Below are 17,462 nucleotides of genomic sequence, written 5' to 3'. Positions count from 1 at the left end.
GAAAAATTTGTAGTTACACGGCGCGCATCACTCGCTCGATTGCAATTTTTGTATTTGCTATCGCGATTGAGAGGCATTTTTTGCAGCGCGCCTGCAGCATTGGTAAAATTTTGCTTAATGTCGTTCTAATTATCTTCGTTAATGATGCGTCCTGCACGCTGACGCGTCCGAGAACGGACGTGCAGAGGGCGACGGAATGTTCCCCGCGAATAAGGAACGCATGATTTCGAGCCTCAACATCGTCGGATTTAAGCATAAATTTGGAGATCCCTTATGCCATTCATTTCAGGACTACGTATCCGCGGCCGGCTCATCGCTGGCTTTGCTGCCGTGTGCGCGATCATCGCGATGGCGGTCGGATACACGGTGTTTGCCGTCGACGGAGTCTCCACGATCGTCGATCGCATGGTAAACCGGCGCACGCCGGTAGCACTGGCGAGCACCGAGATGGTCGGCAATCTCTATTCTACGCTGGCGACGCTGCGCGGCTACCTTTTGACCGGCGACCCGCAAGGCAAGCTCAATCGTGCGGCGATGTGGAAGGAACTGGAAACCACCGTGGCCGCCTTCGACGACAGGGCCGTGCACTTCACCAACCCCGAGAACAAGCGCAAATGGTCCGAGACCAAGGCATTACTCGCGGAGTTCCGCGCTGCCCAGGACAAGGCCGAGGCGATCGCCTTCACCGCCGACGCGCTGCCGGCGACCAAGGTCTTGCTGATCGAAGCCGGTCCTCGCGCCGAGGTAATATTTTCGGAGATCACCCGGATGATCAACGAGGAGGACGCCCTGGAGGCAACATCCGACCGGAAGAAATTGCTCAAGGCGATGGCCGATACGCGTGGAAATTTCGCGGCCGCCACGGCCCAGCTTCGCATGTATCTGTTGTCGGGTGAGAAAAGCGACAAAGAGAAATTCGCCGGGCCGTGGGAGCGTTTCGAAAAAGGCTTTGCCGCCGTGAGTGCCCAAAAAGGGCTGCTGACCGCTGGTCAGTTGGCGTCGTTCGACAAAGTCGGCAAGGCGCGGGGAGAATTTATGCCGCTGTACGAAAAGATGTTCGGTATCCGGGAGTCCGCGCATTGGAACGTACCCGTCGCAATTCTCGTCACAGAGGCGGCACCCCGCGCGCTCAAGATTCTCGATTTGCTCGATGGACCCAAGGGCGCCGACGGTACCCGCTCCGGGGGTATCAAGACCAACCAGAAGAAGATGCTCGCCGAAGAGGCGCTCGCGGTACAGACGAGCATGTCGTTCCTGGCGACGGTGCTGTGGGTGCTGCTTGCAGTGGGCGTCGGCGCCGGCGGGATCATTGCACTTTTCACCGCACGGTCGATCGCTACGCCGATCCAGGTTATCACGGCAACGATGGGCAAGCTCGCAACCGGTGACACTTCGGTGATCGTAGCAGGAGTTGAACGCACCGACGAGATTGGCCAAATGGCGGGCGCAGTGCAGGTCTTCAAGGACAATATGATCGAGGCCGACCGGCTGCGCTCCGAGCAGGCGGAAACCGAAAAGCGATCCGTCGAGCAACGCAGGGCTGACATGCACAGGCTCGCCGACCAGTTCGAGAACGCAGTCGGCGAGATCATCGAGACGGTGTCGTCGTCGTCGACCGAACTGGAGGCTGCGGCCAATACGCTGACCAAGACTGCGGAGCATACCCAGGAGCTTTCGACCATAGTCGCCGCCGCTTCTGAGGAAGCATCGGCGAACGTCCAGTCGGTGGCGTCCGCCAGCGAAGAGATGGCCTCCTCGGTCAACGAGATCAGCCGTCAGGTGCAGGAAGCCGCCAGAATTGCCGGCGATGCGGTGGAACAGGCGCAAAAGACCAACGATCGCGTCAATGCGCTGTCCCAGGCGGCAACGCGCATTGGCGATGTAGTCGAACTGATCAACACCATTGCCGGACAGACCAACCTGCTCGCCCTGAACGCAACCATCGAAGCGGCGCGCGCCGGAGAGGCGGGACGCGGCTTTGCGGTGGTCGCATCCGAGGTCAAGGCGCTCGCCGAGCAAACTGCAAAAGCGACCAGCGAGATCAGCCACCAGGTTGCGGGCATCCAGACGGCGACGCAGGACTCAGTGGCAGCGATCAAGGAGATCAGCGGAACGATCGGCCGGATCTCGGAAATCTCATCGACCATTGCATCCGCGGTCGAAGAGCAGGGAGCGGCGACCCAGGAGATCTCCCGCAACGTTCAGCAGGCGGCGCAGGGCACCACGCAGGTTGCCTCGAATATCACCGACGTACAACGCGGCGCGAGCGAAACCGGGACGGCATCATCGCAGGTGCTTGGGTCGGCGCAATCGCTTTCCCTCGAAAGCAACCGCCTCAAGCTAGAGGTTGGCAATTTCCTGACTACGGTGCGGGCGGCCTGATGGCGACGACGGCTGGCCTCCAACCCGGGGGCCAGACACCTGGCACATTTGCTGAATAGAAATAAAAGGGAAGACGATGGGGACCGTAGTTCAACTGTTGGAAAGATCGACCAAGCCCACCCATCCATCTGCCGACGCCATTCAAATCGATGTTGTTCAAATGCCTCCGCGAGCAACGGCGGATCAAATTGTCGCGGCCGCAAGCAGGTGCGAAACATTGAGTCACAGCATCGATGTACTGCAGAGAAGTCTCAAGACGCTTTATGGCATTGTTGGTTTGATCGACGATCCGCAAACACGTGAAAAAATCCAGCATCAAATGAAATCAATAGACGCGTCACTGTTGTTCGAATCGGCAAGGCTATCGCGCATAAAGCGCGCGATACAGAAGAAAGTGGATATTTGAAAGATTTACTTAACAATACGTCTTGCACACAGACGTATCAGAGACGGGCGCTTCCATGAGGCAACCACCAAGCGAATCTCCGAGTGAGATTTTTTCAATTTTGTATCGGGCGGTCATTCCCAATCTCATCATCATGATCGAGAATGCCCGCAACATGATCAAGCTGTTTCAATTGAACGAACATGCGCCGGAGGACGGATGCGGAAATATTGTCGTTATCGACGATGCGGCCCCGCAGCAGGCGCTGAGAAACGCATTGTTCAATGATTGTGATTTACGGCTGCGCGAGGCGCTGCAATTGCTGCTGGAGGCGATGAAATACGAAGATATTGGTCGCGGACAACAGCTGTTCACGGAAGCCTCCTTAACTCTCCGTCGCAACATAGGAAATATCTAAGGCCGGCCCTGACATGAGCTCACGCTTGATAGCGCCGAAGACGCTGCGCTTCTGGTCGGAGATGAAGACCTGGCGCGGATGCGGGGCATCGTGGCCCCGATATCCCTTATCGACATAGGCGCGCTCGATCTCACGGCCGGTGAGCTTCTGGGTATCTTCGATGATGGTGCGCAGGGTGTGTCCATCATAGGGATTGCCCGGCAGCGCCCTGGCGTGCAGCACGAACCGGCCGCCGGGAGCGCGGGCGTTGGTGGTGACGATCGAGACCTTGACGCCGAAGTCGTACGGCGCCGAGGCCTTGCCCTTGCCGATGCACTCGGTCTCCGGGGCATGGAAAGAATAGAGCTTGTAGCCGCGCTGGCGCTGCTGCTGCGAGCGGATCTGGCTGGCGCGCGCCAGAGCGATCTCGAAGGCCGCCTCAAGCTCGGTGTTGCCCTCGATCTTGCGGCGGATGTCGCGGACGATCCAGCCAAGCCGGGCGCGCAGCAGGCGCAATTGCTTGCGATGGTGGTTGAACTGTTTGGCGTGGGCATAGCGTCCGGCCATCATCGCGGCACGCTTGGCGACGCGCAGATAGGATTGCCGCAGCCGAACCCCGTGGCTCGTGGCCAGCCAGTTCAGGCCCCGGATCGCCGCATGCAGCAGCTTGGCGTCGGTCAGGAAGCTGATGGCTTTGGGCTGCACCGTGGTATCGACCGTGACCCGGGCCAGGTCCTGCTGCGCAATGCGCCGCTGCCGTGCGCCACCCGAAGGCTCTCGGCCAGCAGCAGTTCCAGCTTGTCGCAGAACCGCTTGCGCCAATGGCTCAAGTCGGAGCGCTCGTGCGGGAACGTGTGCTGGAAGAACTCTAATGCCTCTCGTTGCCGCGTCGGCAAAGCCGAGGTCGGCGTATACCCGGAATGGGGACGCGCCGGCCTTCTGATGTCCTATTCAAGTGACCTCGCGGACGGCTTTCGCCATGCGGGCAGCTATGTCGCGAAAATACTTCGCGGTATCAAGCCCGGCGATCTCCCGATCGAGCAGGCGAGCAAGTTTACCTTCGTGATCAACCTCAAGACCGCCAAAGCGCTCGGCATTGCCGTGCCCCCGACATTGCTGTCGTTCGCCGACGAGGTGATCGAATGAGTGCGTTCACTTCCGAAATTGTGCAGGTTTTCGGATGCCGGGATGACGAAGCTATCCCCGGGCACCGACGGCCGGCGTCCGAAAAGCGCCAAGGCACGAAATCGCGGGAGGTGGGGCGCTGACGGTGCAGCGGGCGCTATGGGGATTTTGCGGCGGGCTCGGGCCTGAGAAGACTGGACCGGAGCGGTTGCGATGATCGGGTTTCTGCCACGCGTAGGGGTGTGCGTCGGTATGAACGAGCGATCTGCGCGTCGCGCGACAAGATTGGTCGCGCGACTGCTGGTGAATCCAGCACAGCGATGCGAGCGTGGGCGCTGCCGGCTGAGAGCCGGCCAGAATAGCGCTTGTCACTGCGGTCGTTGATCGGCGGCGATGGTCTCATGATGTGTCGATCCTGATCGGCGCCGGCGCCGGTGTGGGGCGGTGCTTCGGCTCGCAGCCGCGCTCAAAAGTCTCGATGACGATCATGCGGGCGCCGCAGCACGGGCATGGACGCGGCAGCACGCGGGGTTCGTTGATCGCGGCTTCGGGCGTCTCGGGTTCTTTAGGGCGCGCCGGCTGAGCGAGCAGCTGGCGCGCGTGCGCAATGTTTGCGGCTCGGGCGCCGTTGGCGAGCAGGCCATAGTGTCGGATGCGATGGAAGCCCTTCGGCAGCACGTGGATCAGGAAGCGCCGGATGAACTCGTCGGTCGCCAGCGTCATCGCCTTGTAGCGGGCGGGCCCCTCGATCCGATAGTCCTTGTACTTGAAGGTGACACCGTTCTCGTCGGCGGACAGCAGCCGGCGATTGGAGATCGCGATGCGGTGGGTGTAGCGCGACAGATAGCGCAACACCTGCCTGGGCCCGGCGAACGGCTCTTTGGCGTAGACCACCCAATTGATCTCGCGCAGTGGCGTCAGATAGGCAGCGAATGCAGCCTTATCGGCGAGCCGCGCATGCTCGCCGAAGAACTGCAGGCGGCCGGCGTGGTGAGCCGCGACCAGCATCTCCAGAAACAGCCTGCGGAACAACGCCGAGAGAACCTGCACGGTCAAAAAATAGCGTGGTCGGCACGCGATCCACTTCGATCCGTCCGGCGACAGGCCACCACCCGGCACGACCATGTGGACATGCGGGTGATGCGTCAGCGCGGAACCCCATGTGTGCAGCACCGACATGAAGCCGATGCGAGCGCCGAGATGCTTGGGATCGGCCGCGATCGTGAGCGTGGTCTCCGCCGAGGCTTTGAACAGCAGGTCGTAGATCACCGCCTTGTTCTGATAGGCGATGTCGGCGATCTGCGCCGGCAGCGTGTACACCACATGAAAGTACGGCACCGGCAGGAGATCGGCCTCGCGCTCGGCCAGCCACTCGCGGGCCGCAGCGCCCTGGCACTTGGGGCAGTGCCGGTTGCGGCAGCTGTTGTAGGCGATGACGGTGTGGGCGCAGGTCTCGTTCTCGCAGCGCGCCACATGGCCGCCGAGCGCCGCCGTGCGGCAGCGCTCGATCGCACTCATGACTTTCAGCTGGCCGAGACTGACGTGGCCCGCATTGGCGCGCCGCCACGCCGCCCCGTGGTCGCGCAAGATATCCGCGACCTCCAGCGCTGGACGCGACACAGCTCCCGGCCGTTACGCCGGCGGCGGGTTCTTCCTGCTCTTCCTGGGTCTCTTGCGAGGCTGCGACAGCCGGTCGAGCGGGCTTTCGATCGCCGCGATCATGCCGGTGGCGACACGGGTATAGCGCGCCGTCGTGTCCAGTTTGTCGTGACCCAGCAGCGCCTGGATGAATCTGATATCGGTGCCGTCCTCCAGCAGGTGGGTCGCGAAGCTGTGGCGCAGCGCGTGCAGCGTCACGCCCTTCCTGATCCCGGCCGCATCGGCCGCCTCATGAAACAGGCGGTTGAGCTGGCGGGTGGTCATGGGCTTGCCGGCCCTGGTGCCGGGAAACAGCCAGCGTTCCGGCACGGGCGTTTGCGCATCGTGACGCGATGGGCGCGCCTTCCACCATTGCCGCAACAGATCGAGCGTCTTTGACGACAGCATGACATTACGGTCCTTGCGCCCCTTGGACTGCTCGATGCGAATGATCTTCTGCGCGCTGTCGATATGCTTGACCTTGAGCCGCACCACCTCGCCGGCGCGCAACCCGCAGCCATAGCCGAGGCTGAGCAGGAGGCGGGCCTTGAGGCTGCCGGCGACGGCCAGCAGGCGCCGCGTCTCATCCTGGCTCATCACCAGCGGGATCTTCTGAGGCTCGCGGAGATGATAGATCTCGGCCGCAAGGTCCAATCGGCGCAGCGTCACGCGGAACAAGAACCGCAACCCGGTCATGATGCGGTTGCGGTTGCAGATGCTCGCGCCCGTCTCGGCCAGGTGCAGCTGGAAGCGGCGGATGTCCTCAAGTGTGGCCGTGTCGGGGGACTGCTTCACAAACGCCGCGAACCGCTTGCAACTGCTGATATGGCCTCTCTGCGTGCCCGCACAGAGCTTGCGCGCATTCATGTCCTCGATCATGCGCTGGCGCAGCGGGCTGACAGCATCCGTACTCATAGGAAACTCCTGTCTTGAATGAGGTTGACGACACCTCGATCTTCAAGACAGGGCGACCCGCGCGCTATCGACGATCTTGACCCCGGCTACCGTGCTCGCGGTCGGGCTCCCCGCGCAGCGGGCTATCGCGCAGCGATTTAGTGCGTTGGCCCTTCGCGTCGACTGGCGCGGTGCCTCTCAGGCAATAGTCGCGCGGGTGTTGCAGCCGCACTTCCGATTATACGATCGTGCAGCGTTATATACACGGTAGCGAATCTCATATTGGTTTTGCAGGCCCGCCGCCCTCGAATTGCGGCGATCGCAGGACGGGCGAAATGCAGTATGTTTGCGACGCGCCGAAGGGTAAGACCTGGTTCCGTATCGAGACGGAAGGTGAAGCGGCGCATGAGTCGCGCCTGATGAGCCACACAGTCGAGAAATATTTCTGCCGCGAGCGGGAGAAGGCAGTCCAGTCCTGGCGTCCGGAGCGGCCCAACGCGATCGAGCGCGACATCGGCCTCGAGGCCCATGTACAGCGAGAGATGCCGCTTTTCCTCACGTTGCGCGACAGGGAGGGCAATGCACTGACTACAGCGATGCTGCCACCGGGTGGCAAGGATCGCGGCGGGTTCCGGATCATCATCGTTGCCGCATCCAATGCCGATCCTTATCCTCAGCAGGAAGCGGCCATCGCTGCGCTGGGAGCGCATTTCGGTCTCACACTCGATCGCAACCGCTGCTTCCCCTACGGCCGCTAAGGAGCCTGACAAGTATCGCTGCTTGATTGGAGCGATGTCGGCTCATGGCACGGAGCGGACATCGCAGGTGGGGCGCGGAATGTCGGCTGTCGAGAGAAGAACGGACATCGCCGTTCCATAACGCCTAAATACGCGAAGGGTGACCGTCCCACAAATGCTTGGCGGCGAGAAACTTCAGCAGAAAGGATGGGTGAGCGTGGAAGTTCCCGTCCGGCGCGGGCAAAAATCGCGGCCCAGGCCGTCCGATAAGCCCGGCGTGCCTACGACGGCGATGTGTCGATCATCCTTCCTCGCGGTCCTCTCACAGCCAGAGCACCTTGCGGCGCAGGTCGAGATCGTGGCGCAAGTCTTTGGACGGCCCTTGGTGGATCACCCGGCCGCGCTCCAGCGCTACCGTGGTATCAGACAGCGCTAACGCCAGATCGAGATGGTGATCGACGATGATGATTGCGATTTCCCTGCGCAGCCGGTCGAAGGTTTCGAACAACTGCTCTACGATGGTTGGAGCGAGGCCTTCGAAGGGCTCATCGAGCAGCAATACCCGCACGTCGCCCGAAAGCGCGCGTGCCACCGCAACCATCTGCTGTTCGCCGCCCGAGAGATAATCCGCTGGGCTGTCGAGCCGCTCTCGAATCCGCGGGAAATATTCGTAGATGCGCTCCCGAGTCCAATGCACGCCATTGCCGGTTTGGCGCTTCAGCCCACCAAGTTCAAGATTCTGCTCGACGCTCATGCCCGCGAACAGACCGCGGCCCTGTGGCACGTAGCCGATCCCGAGCCGCGCATTCTGCGCCGACGAATTGCCGATAAGCTGGCTGTCGGAGAGTCTGATCGATCCGTGCGACGCTGGCGCGATGCCGACCAGCGTTTTCAGTAGGGTTGACTTGCCGGCGCCGTTGCGACCCAGCAGCGCCATGATCTCGTTCTCGTGCAGCGTGAAATTGACATCGTTGAGAATGTGGCTCTTGCCGTAGAAGGTGTCGATATTGTTGACCGTCAGCAACGCGTTGACACGGGCCGCGGTTTCTCGCGGGCGCGCGGCAACCTCGGTGGCGCCGGAACCGATATAGACTTCCTGCACCTTTGCACTGGCTCGAGCTTCGTCGACGGTGCCGTCGAGCAGGACCCGGCCTTCGTTCATGACCGTGATATGATCCGCCAGCTGAAACACCCGGTCGATGTCGTGCTCGACCAGCAGCACTGGCAAATCCGACGAGATGCGCTTGATAATGGCACCGATCCGCTCGCGCTCCGCCGCGGCAAGCCCCGCCAGCGGTTCGTCCAGCAGCAGCACGCGCGGTGCGGTGGCGAGCGCCACGCCCATGTCGAGAAGGCGTTGGCCACCATAGGACAAGTTGCCCGCTTCGGCCTTTTCAATGCCCGCGAGACCGAGATAGCGGATGGTAGCGTCGGTTTCGGCATTGATCGCGTCGATCGACAGGGCATTGGTGACAGGATCGAAGCGGCGCGGATGCCGCGCCTGCACGGCGAGACGGATGTTTTCGCCAACGCTGAGCGCCGGAAAAAGGTTGGTAATTTGGAACGAGCGGCCGATGCCTGCTCCGGCGATCTCCTCCGGTGTATGTCCGGCGATCGGCTGGCCCATCAAGGATACCGTGCCCTCGTCAGGCGGATACATACCCGACAAGAGATTGAACGCCGTGGTCTTGCCGGCGCCATTTGGGCCGATCAACGCATGCAGCGTGCGGTCTGCGATGGAGATATCAATGCCCTGAACGGCCTTGATCCCCCCAAAACTCTTGACGATGTGGCGTGCGGCAAGCACCGGTCCGTGGATGTGAGATTTGGGCCGCAAAAATTCAGGCAGCGGCAAGAGTTCGATGCGGCGCGCCGACATTGCGGCATCTTCTGTTGTCTTCTTGCGAAACGGCGCTATCAGCCGCTCGCCGACACCGATCAGGCCGGTCGGTGAAAACACGATGAAGCCGACGAATACCAGACCGAACCAGAACAGCCAGTTCTCGGTATAAATACCCAGAAATTCGCGGAACAGGATGAAGAACAGCGCGCCGAGCGCGGGGCCCAGGAAACTGCGCATGCCGCCGATCACGACCATCGCCAGCAGATCACCGGAGAACGAGACCGAGATCGGATCGGCGGAGGTCATGCGGTTTTGATAAAGCAGCAGGATGCCGGCAAGTCCGGTGATCCCTGCGGACAGAACGAAGGCGGCGAGTTTGTAGCGGTTGGTCGGATAGCCGAGAAAACGGGCGCGCTGCTCGTTCTCGCGAATCGCTACCAGCACGCTACCGACCGTCGAGTTATGGAATCGCCATAGCAGGATCAGCGCTGCGAACGCAATTATTGCGACAAACCAGTAGTAATTTGTGGAGGATTCCAGATTGAAGCCGAACAGCGTCGGCCGTGTGATACCGCCGAGGCCGTTTTCGCCGCCGGTGACTTCGGTCCAGCGAAATGACACCGCGTATAGCATCGCCGCCAGAGCCAACGTCAGCAGCGAGAAATAGACACCGCGCCGTCGAAGGATTAGGAATCCGAACGCAGCGGCGATCACGGTTACGCTCAGGACGCCGACAAGGGTCGGGCCGAAAAACGAATCGTGCATCCAGTTGCGCTGCAGCAGGGCGGCGGCATAGGCGGCAAGGCCGAACCACGCGCCATGGCCGAAAGACACAAGGCCGGTATGGCCGACCAGAATGTTCAGCGCCATACAGGCCAGCGCGTAAGTGACGACCTCGGTGGCCGAGGTCATGGTCAAGCCAAGCGCGAGCAGCACCGGCGGCAGCACGAGAAGTCCGAGGGCGGCGATCAATAGCGGAACTGGCAGGTGCTTCAACATTTCCAGCGCCTTACTCGAACCGCGTGATGCGTTCGCCGAATAGGCCGCGTGGCCGGAACAGCAATACCAGCAGCATCAACAGATAGATCGCTGCGGTGGAGGCTGCGGAATAGCCGATCCCAACCATTACGCCTTTGACGAGGCCGACCAGCAATGCTGCCGCAACCACGCCCCAGAACGATCCAAGGCCCCCGATGACCACGACCACGAACGCCGGAGTGATGATCTCCTGGCCCATCGCGGGATGGATGGAATAGATCGGCGCCAGCAGCACGCCGGCGAGGCCTGCGAGCCCGATGCCGAGCGCTGCAACCGCAGACATATAGGGTTGCAACGAAATGCCGAGCGCACCGACCATGTCTGGATTTTGGACGCCGGCGCGGACCACGCGGCCGAAGGAAGTCTTTTGCAGAAGCATCCACAGGCCGGCGATGCAAGTCGCTGCAATGCCAAGCAGTACCACGCGATAAAACGAATAGATGAAGCTGCCCATCGCGACCTGTCCGCGCAGCCATTGCGGAATCGAGTAGGACAAGGGCGGTGCGCCGAAGATCATTCGAAGAGCCTGCTCCGCCACCATGGCAAGGCCGAATGTCATCAGCAGCGAAAGGATCGGATCGGAGCGATAAAAACGGCTGAACAAGGTGCGCTCGATCACCACGCCGAGCAGCGCCACCACGATCGGCGCCGCCACGAATGACCCGCCGAAGCCGAGATAGGGCGACAGCACCAGCGTGAGATAGGCGCCGATTGCGTAGAACGCGCCGTGCGCGAGATTGACAATGCCGCCGAGCGAGAAGATCAGCGACAGGCCAAGCGCGATCAGCAGATAGTATACGCCGTCGAGCAGGCCGTTGAGGATTTGCTGGGCTAATAACACGGCGGACATCACTTTGGTCCCGCTGCTGGAATACGCGCCGGCTGCGCGCCAGGGAGGTTTGCGAACAGGATAGAGAGTTGGCGTCTCTCCGGAACTCCAGAGAGACGCCAATATCCGTTCGTCAGCTCGGGAACGTGCAGCTGTTCTCCTCTTTGGTGGCGGCGATCACTTCGAGGTCTTCGGTGGGACCCGGGACCGCCGGGCTGGAGGAGAAGATGTCCCACTGGTTCTTGATCTTGTCGGCGGGCAGCGCTGTGACCGCATACATTTCGTGCATTAATTGATGATCCGAACCGCGGAAGTAGCCGGGCCGGGTCCTGAGAAGATCAAACTTCGCACCCTTCTCGAAATGCTCGATAATCTTCGGCGATTCCAATGATTTCAGTTCGTTGATGGTCTGCGCCACGATCTTCATGGAGATGTAATCACCCCAGGCCTGGTTCTCCGGCGGCTTGTTGTATTTCTTGGTGAAGGCCGCCACGAACGCCTTGCTGCCGGGGGTGTCGATCAGGTGATGCCAGACAACTGGCCAGGTGCCGACGAAGTTGCCCTTGCCTGCCGCCCAGGCCAATGCGGTGTCGAAGCCGAACCCGCCGACCGGGATGGTGAGGCCGAACTCGGCATATTGCTTGAGGAAATTGGTGGTCTGGTTGCCGGCGAGATTGATCGCGACCAGGTCGGGTTTGGCCTCGCGGATCTTCAGCAAGTAGGCGGAGAAATCGGCAGCGTCGGTCGGCACCAGATCGTCGCCGGCGAACTGGCCTCCATTTGCTTCCATGAAGCGTTTTGAAACCTTCAAGAGGTCATGGCCGAACGCGTAGTCCGCCGTCAGCGAATACCACTTCTTGCCCTTGACCAGGCCATCGCGCAGGAGCGAGCGGCCGACGGTCTTCACGTACATCGAATTCTGCGACTCCACGTGGAACATATAGCGCTGGCAATCCTTGCCGCGCAACGCGTCGGAGTTGCCGCCGGTGTTGATGTACAGGGTCTTGGTGCGAGAGGCGACCTGCGCGATGGTCAGGCACGACGCCGAAGAAATCTCGCCGATGATGCAGGCGACTTTGTCGCGCTCGATCATGCGTTCCGCCTTGGTCGAGGCGGTCTGCGGATTGACCGAATCCTCTTTCAATAACTCGACCTTGCGACCCGCCATGCCGCCCGCGGCATTGATCTCTTCCACCGCAAGGTCGGCGGCCATCACGGCATATTCGCCGAGCGGTCCGAGGAAACCGGTGCGTGGCGTCAAATGGCCGATCTTGATGACGTCGGTGGTTTGCGCCCGCAAAATCGCTGGCGCGGAAATTCCTGACACCAGCGCAATGCTGCCGGCGGTCTTCAACAGGCTACGGCGCGTGAATTGATTATTGTTGGACATCAGCCTTCATCTCCCTAGTGCGGCCGCCTTGGCTGCCGCTATTTGTTCTTTCGGCAAGCGCCGCACTGTTCAATCATGAACCGCTTTGTGCCGCTTGCTGTGATCTCTGTGTGATCACAGTTAGGGTTGCAAAAGTCCGAGCCGTTGTCGAGGAAGATCAGCCGCGAAACCCAAATGCTCGGATAAGCGAAAGCGATGAAATTACTTGCGTATTTGAGTTGGCGACCATCACCGAGGGGAGTAAATGCCATGGCGGATCGGCAGGATCGGCTCTCCAGGGGAGCCCACCCAAGGCCGGACCAGCCAATTCGGTCAATCAGGGGGCTCGATATGGGTTTGGCAAGGGTCCCAATGCCGGGATGTACTAGCCGGATGGTCGCCCGGCACTGCCGTTTGGGACAGCCGTCTCCCGTTCTGACCGGGGTCGTGTACCTCTAGGGGGACCGCCCGGACCCATAGACCACTCTTGGCTACGCGGAGAAGGTTCGATCCCAGTTCCTCTCCCTCCGCCATCTTTCCCGAGGCCGCACGTTCTCTGGCGACCTCGTTGGCAATTAAGCCCAGTAGCCGTTGCTATTTCTGGATCGAATTGTGGACCCCCGACCGGAAGAATGGGGCAATTGCTTCCGATGGGCCAGTTTATCTAGCTAGAGTCCGTTGGAGCATGACCCATTTGGACCAAGGTGACTGCTGCCGTTCTCCCTGAGAACGCCGCAACGAAATCGCAACGAATTGGGTGAAACGACTGTGAACGTGGCGGAAACACCTGCCGCAGCAAGAAAAATCAACAACTTAGAAGATATTCACTGCGTTCGGGACGCAGGGCGTGGTGCCGCCCGGAATGTGGTTGGGATTCGTGGCGCGATCTCCAGCGACGTGAAGCTATCTGATCATGCGGCGAGGTCAATCGGCTGATCGATAGGTTTTGTGGCGAGCGTTTTCCAGCCGTCGACTTTGCGCATGTTGATCTGACCGGAGGCGAGCAGCGCCCAGAACAACATCGCTGCCGTGTCAGCCGATGGCAGCACGGTCTGCGTCTTGATCCGCCGCTTGAACTCCTCGTGCAGCCGCTCGATGGCATTGGTGGTACGCGCGCTCTTCCACTGACTTGGCGGCAACCGGGTGAAGGTGAAGAGCCGGCCGCCAGCTTCCTGCAGGCTGTCGGCCACTGCTCGATGCTTGAGCCGCCATTTGCGGATGAAGGCCTTGCGGCGCGCCTCGATCTCCTCGCGCGTCGCCGCATAGATCATGTCGTTGTAGTCGGCGGTGATCTCCTCGTGCAGGCGCTCGGGCGCATGCGCCAAGAGGTTGCGGTGCTTGTGAACCGTGCAGCGCTGCACCGGTACGCCGTCCCACACAGCGGCGATCGCGCTATCGAGCCCGGGCGCGCCGTCCACGATGAGGAACTCGGGCCGCCGCAGGCCGCGCCGGATGAGATCGTCGAGCACCGCCCGCCAGGCTTCGGTGCTCTCGCTGCCCATGGCCTTGACTGCGAGCAAGATTTTCTGGCCGTCCGCGCGCACGCCGATGACAACCAGCAGCGAGATCGATGTGGCCTTGCGGTCGAGCCGCACCCGCACCACGGTGCCGTCGAGGATCAACCGCACGATCGGCTCCTCGGCCAGTGAGCGGCCATTCCACGCATCCCAGTCGCTCTTCACTTTGCGCCACACCCGGCTCACCGTGTCCTTGCCAACCGCGCCGCCGAACAGGGCAGAGAGCGCGCGGCGCACACGGCGCGTGTTGGTGCCCGCCAGGTAGCAGCCGGCGATCAGCGCGTCGGCGGCCAGCGTGCGGCGTTGGTAGGCCCGCAGTGCGCCGCTTTTCCACTCGGTCGTCTTGCCATCGGACGTATTCAAGCGGGCGCGCGGCACTGCGATCTCCACTTTCCCGAATGTGCCCAGCAGCGAGCGCGGCCGATGCCCGTGGCGGTGACCAGTGGCGGCGGGCGTCGCCCCCGAATCGCCGCTCGCCGGCCTCGCCCGTCGGGCGTAGCGCGAGCGCGCCAGCACCTCGTCGAGCTCAGCTTCGAACATCGCTTGCAGGAATTCCCGGGTTCGCTCGCGAAGGCCAGCTTCGATCGGGTCGAACCAGTTGTCGAAAAGCTGCTCAGTCGTCTCGATTTCGGACTGCGGCAGGCAAGGCGTCGTGATAATCTTCGTCATGGCGTGATCTCCACCGGCGCTGAAACGCCGGAATCGCTTGTTGGTCCAAGCTGGAGATTACGCCGCCTTCATTTTCCAACCACTCCCGCTACGGCACCCAGGGCGTGGGTTCAACACACCAAGTCACTGTAGGTCGCCGCGAATCCATTCAACGATTGCCAGAATCGCTGTGCTGCTAACCGACGTGCTGTGTTCCCATGCTCGAGGTCAAAGTATGACGCAGAGAAAGGATCGAAGAGGAAATCCAACTTCCATGAAGCCCAAATGATATCCGCGTTCGGTCGTGAGCCTATGCGGCTGGCTCGGCAGCCGACCTCGGACTAGGGATCTGAAGTTCTGATCTTCTCTATCTCGTCTCCCGATCGATAGCGTTCTTACGAGACCGGAATCAGGAGCGAATCGCACGCGGTCGAAACCGACACCAACGCCCATCGGGCAGGGCGCCCGAGTCGGTGAATCATGAGTTAATTTTCCGGCAAATTTCGCCGCTCGGCAACCCAGCGACTCAGTCTATGACGTCCTAGTCGCACGAACGAAGCGGGTGCACAGATGCCAAATTCTAACGACGTCGCCAGCGTCGAGATCCTTTTGGAGCGTGTCCTGTCCCTGCTTGTGGTGGGTGCCAGTGTATTGGGCGGAAGTGCCGTGTTGTTGATACAGGCATTGCCCCCAATACTTCACGGATTTCCATAGACGCCAAGAGATGGCGAAAAACTCGCCGACGGCTCTCTGGTCTAGGTTTTGAAGCCGTGGACCATGGAATCCAGGCAAGGACCATGTCAGACCAAACGCCCTTGACCTAGAATCAGATGCCAAATCCATTTTCAGTAACACATGGAGTAGGATCGTAGCCGCCGTCTAGCGGCTTGAAAAGGAGGCGAATGGGGCGCGCAATCCCCATTCTGACAAAGAGAAATTCCGTAGTGATCTCAATCGCCCAAAAATCTGCGAAATGTCAGAACGGCCTTTGAAAACACTGCGAAAATCCGGAGACTTCCAAGCTGAATACGAGGGTTCGATTCCCTTCACCCGCTCCAAAACAATTTCAATGGCTTAGCGCGAATTTTTCAATCTCATTCTGACAATCATTCCGACAATCAGGCTGAACACCGTTCCAATTTTTGCCAGTGTTATCAGTCCCGGGAACGACGTTGTCGTCGTGATGCCAGCGATCATTTCATGGCACCAACCTCTACCGCTCTTTTCCTTCCGTTCTTGCGCAATGAGCGCCGATCGCCGTCGGTTAATACAAAGACGACGGCACGCGATTTCAGCGCAGCAACCAAGATTGAGAGGGCGCGCACAGCGTCTTATCTCCCAAAGCTGTTCGGCAATCATCCGGACGTCGGCGTGATCAATGATGACGAGGCGCTGAAGTCCACGCTATGCGACAACCGGGGCGCAGCGAACTCGTGGAAGATTCGCGGAACGAGCGGTTATGGAAAGCTCTTGGCGCGTCGGTCGTTGGCCTGTGGATGGGGATTTAGCTGGCTCGCGTTAGCGGGAACCTAGATCAAGCTCCCTCTCACGAAGGTCTGGGGTGAGAGTTTAGAAGATGATCTGTAGACAACCAGTGAGAATAGTTTGCGGAAGGCAATCGTCTCGGGAGAGAACTCGTTTAGCAATCCGCGAATTTGTCCTAAGGTTTTAATCCGTCAGCGAGACCTCCTGCGCGGCTTGGCAACCAGGATTTTTCCTTCATCAATTAGGTCTTGGCAAACCTGCCTTAGCCCCGTGAACGCTTCACGCGTGGCGCGGCTGATCGGGCGTCCGCGTGGTAGCGCCAGCAAGCGATCGGCGCGCATCCATGGCATGAGTGCGGCCGACAACGTGCCTGCCGCCACCTCTTCGTGAATGCCGGAGAAGGGTAGTAGGCCATAGCCGAGGCCAGAGGCTACTATCCTTTTCAGCGGGACGCTGCTTTCGACCCGCAGCGAGAACGGCACCGTCGACGGGAACGGATTGCGGCTGAGCGGTACAATCGCGGCCGGCAGGCCGTCGAACTCCTTGCGGGTCAGCTTGCCGCGTTTGAGCAAGGGATCGCGCGGCGGGCCGATCAGGAACACCTGCTCGACCACCAGCGTTTCGTAGTCGAGATGATCGTTAGGTTGTGGCGCGGTGACGACCGCGAGATCGAGTTCGCCGCGCAGCAGGCGGTCGCACATTCCTTCGGTCAGGCCCTCGCTTAATTCGAGTCGCACTCGCGGAAAGCGCTTCACGAATAATTGCGCCAGCGGCGCGTAGAAGATATCGGCAAGACTGGATGGCGCGCCCAGCCGCACCGTGCCGCTGGGCTCGCGGTTTTCCGTCCGCACTTCGGCCTTGATGTCATCGATAGCGCCGAACAGCCAGCGTCCGCGCGCCAGCAGTACCTTTCCAGACTCGGTCACCGTTACGCCGCGCGCGCCGCGTTCGAGCAGCGCGCCGCCGAGCTCGCGCTCGAGTTCCTTGACGTGACGGCTGAGCGCCGATTGCGCGACGTTGAGCGCGCTGGCCGCAGCCGCGAAGCCGCCGCGCTCGGCGACCGCGACGAAATAACGAAGCTGCCGCAGGTCCAATTGAAGCTCCTTCTCAAATCGAGATGGCAACCATATCAAACATATTCTTGCGAGATAGCAAAATTAGGGCAGTCTCTGCCC

Annotated in this window: 12 protein-coding genes and 1 pseudogene; 5 read left to right on the top strand and 8 right to left on the bottom strand. The window is 60.8% G+C overall.

The features are described 5' to 3' along the window. Positions 1-273: 273 nt before the first annotated feature. From V1293_RS09800 to V1293_RS09790, 3 genes are all read left to right on the top strand, one after another. The gene (locus V1293_RS09800; RefSeq protein WP_334508889.1) at positions 274-2,382 is read left to right on the top strand and encodes a HAMP domain-containing methyl-accepting chemotaxis protein; all 2,109 of its coding nucleotides are present in this window, start codon (positions 274-276) and stop codon (positions 2,380-2,382) included. A gap of 76 nt (positions 2,383-2,458) precedes the next feature. Further along, positions 2,459-2,788 carry a hypothetical protein gene (locus V1293_RS09795; protein ID WP_334508887.1) on the top strand — a complete coding sequence of 110 codons (330 nt, stop codon included), beginning with the start codon at positions 2,459-2,461 and terminating at the stop codon, positions 2,786-2,788. A gap of 55 nt (positions 2,789-2,843) precedes the next feature. Further along, entirely contained in the window at positions 2,844-3,185 is a 342-nt protein-coding gene (locus tag V1293_RS09790) for a hypothetical protein (RefSeq protein WP_334508885.1), read from the top strand. Here the strand turns inward: V1293_RS09790 and V1293_RS09785 are convergent. Further along, positions 3,180-4,033: pseudogene (locus tag V1293_RS09785) on the bottom strand (IS5 family transposase); the annotation flags it as partial. The gene V1293_RS09790 and the pseudogene V1293_RS09785 overlap by 6 nt on opposite strands. A gap of 73 nt (positions 4,034-4,106) precedes the next feature. On the opposite strand from V1293_RS09785, the gene V1293_RS09780 reads away from it, so the two are divergent. Further along, entirely contained in the window at positions 4,107-4,310 is a 204-nt protein-coding gene (locus V1293_RS09780) for an ABC transporter substrate binding protein (protein ID WP_334508882.1), read from the top strand. 378 nt (positions 4,311-4,688) lie between these two features. Here V1293_RS09780 and V1293_RS09775 read toward each other — a convergent pair whose 3' ends face one another. Together V1293_RS09775 and V1293_RS09770 are read right to left on the bottom strand one after the other, a co-directional pair. Further along, the gene (locus tag V1293_RS09775) at positions 4,689-5,909 is read right to left on the bottom strand and encodes an IS91 family transposase (RefSeq protein WP_334508880.1); all 1,221 of its coding nucleotides are present in this window, start codon (positions 5,907-5,909) and stop codon (positions 4,689-4,691) included. A gap of 12 nt (positions 5,910-5,921) precedes the next feature. Continuing rightward, positions 5,922-6,842: a tyrosine-type recombinase/integrase gene (locus tag V1293_RS09770; RefSeq protein ID WP_334508877.1), complete on the bottom strand. Its 921-nt coding sequence runs from the start codon at positions 6,840-6,842 to the stop codon at positions 5,922-5,924. A 314-nt stretch (positions 6,843-7,156) separates the two neighbouring features. Here V1293_RS09770 and V1293_RS09765 point away from each other — a divergent pair, with 314 nt between their 5' ends. Beyond that, complete coding sequence (locus tag V1293_RS09765) at positions 7,157-7,579, top strand: hypothetical protein (RefSeq protein ID WP_011087400.1); 423 nt, start codon at positions 7,157-7,159, stop codon at positions 7,577-7,579. A 301-nt stretch (positions 7,580-7,880) separates the two neighbouring features. Here the strand turns inward: V1293_RS09765 and V1293_RS09760 are convergent, their stop codons facing one another. The 5 genes from V1293_RS09760 to V1293_RS09740 form a co-directional block, all read right to left on the bottom strand. Continuing rightward, complete coding sequence (locus tag V1293_RS09760) at positions 7,881-10,400, bottom strand: branched-chain amino acid ABC transporter ATP-binding protein/permease (RefSeq protein WP_334508875.1); 2,520 nt, start codon at positions 10,398-10,400, stop codon at positions 7,881-7,883. A 10-nt stretch (positions 10,401-10,410) separates the two neighbouring features. Then, positions 10,411-11,289 carry a branched-chain amino acid ABC transporter permease gene (locus V1293_RS09755; protein ID WP_334508873.1) on the bottom strand — a complete coding sequence of 293 codons (879 nt, stop codon included), beginning with the start codon at positions 11,287-11,289 and terminating at the stop codon, positions 10,411-10,413. Between the two features lie 112 nt (positions 11,290-11,401). After that, on the bottom strand, positions 11,402-12,658 hold the full coding sequence (locus tag V1293_RS09750; RefSeq protein WP_334508871.1) for an ABC transporter substrate-binding protein: 1,257 nt from the start codon (positions 12,656-12,658) through the stop codon (positions 11,402-11,404). Positions 12,659-13,548: 890 nt separating this feature from the next. Beyond that, positions 13,549-14,823, bottom strand: coding sequence for an IS256 family transposase (locus V1293_RS09745; RefSeq protein ID WP_334508869.1), 1,275 nt, complete (start codon positions 14,821-14,823; stop codon positions 13,549-13,551). A 1,655-nt stretch (positions 14,824-16,478) separates the two neighbouring features. Then, entirely contained in the window at positions 16,479-17,381 is a 903-nt protein-coding gene (locus V1293_RS09740) for a LysR family transcriptional regulator (protein WP_334508867.1), read from the bottom strand. Positions 17,382-17,462: the final 81 nt, after the last annotated feature.

The organism is Bradyrhizobium sp. AZCC 1693 (assembly GCF_036924745.1).
In the GTDB taxonomy this organism is placed as follows: domain Bacteria; phylum Pseudomonadota; class Alphaproteobacteria; order Rhizobiales; family Xanthobacteraceae; genus Bradyrhizobium.
This window is presented reverse-complemented; position numbering and strand designations above follow the sequence as displayed.

Bases quoted from the DNA above. Each gene is read 5' to 3' on its own strand.
- V1293_RS09795 (WP_334508887.1), top strand. From the start codon at position 2,459: ATGGGGACCGTAGTTCAACTGTTGGAAAGATCGACCAAGCCCACCCAT.
- V1293_RS09800 (WP_334508889.1), top strand. From the start codon at position 274: ATGCCATTCATTTCAGGACTACGTATCCGCGGCCGGCTCATCGCTGGC.
- V1293_RS09755 (WP_334508873.1), bottom strand. From the start codon at position 11,289: ATGTCCGCCGTGTTATTAGCCCAGCAAATCCTCAACGGCCTGCTCGAC.
- V1293_RS09765 (WP_011087400.1), top strand. From the start codon at position 7,157: ATGCAGTATGTTTGCGACGCGCCGAAGGGTAAGACCTGGTTCCGTATC.
- V1293_RS09745 (WP_334508869.1), bottom strand. From the start codon at position 14,823: ATGACGAAGATTATCACGACGCCTTGCCTGCCGCAGTCCGAAATCGAG.
- V1293_RS09780 (WP_334508882.1), top strand. From the start codon at position 4,107: ATGTCCTATTCAAGTGACCTCGCGGACGGCTTTCGCCATGCGGGCAGC.
- V1293_RS09790 (WP_334508885.1), top strand. From the start codon at position 2,844: ATGAGGCAACCACCAAGCGAATCTCCGAGTGAGATTTTTTCAATTTTG.
- V1293_RS09760 (WP_334508875.1), bottom strand. From the start codon at position 10,400: ATGTTGAAGCACCTGCCAGTTCCGCTATTGATCGCCGCCCTCGGACTT.
- V1293_RS09770 (WP_334508877.1), bottom strand. From the start codon at position 6,842: ATGAGTACGGATGCTGTCAGCCCGCTGCGCCAGCGCATGATCGAGGAC.
- V1293_RS09750 (WP_334508871.1), bottom strand. From the start codon at position 12,658: ATGTCCAACAATAATCAATTCACGCGCCGTAGCCTGTTGAAGACCGCC.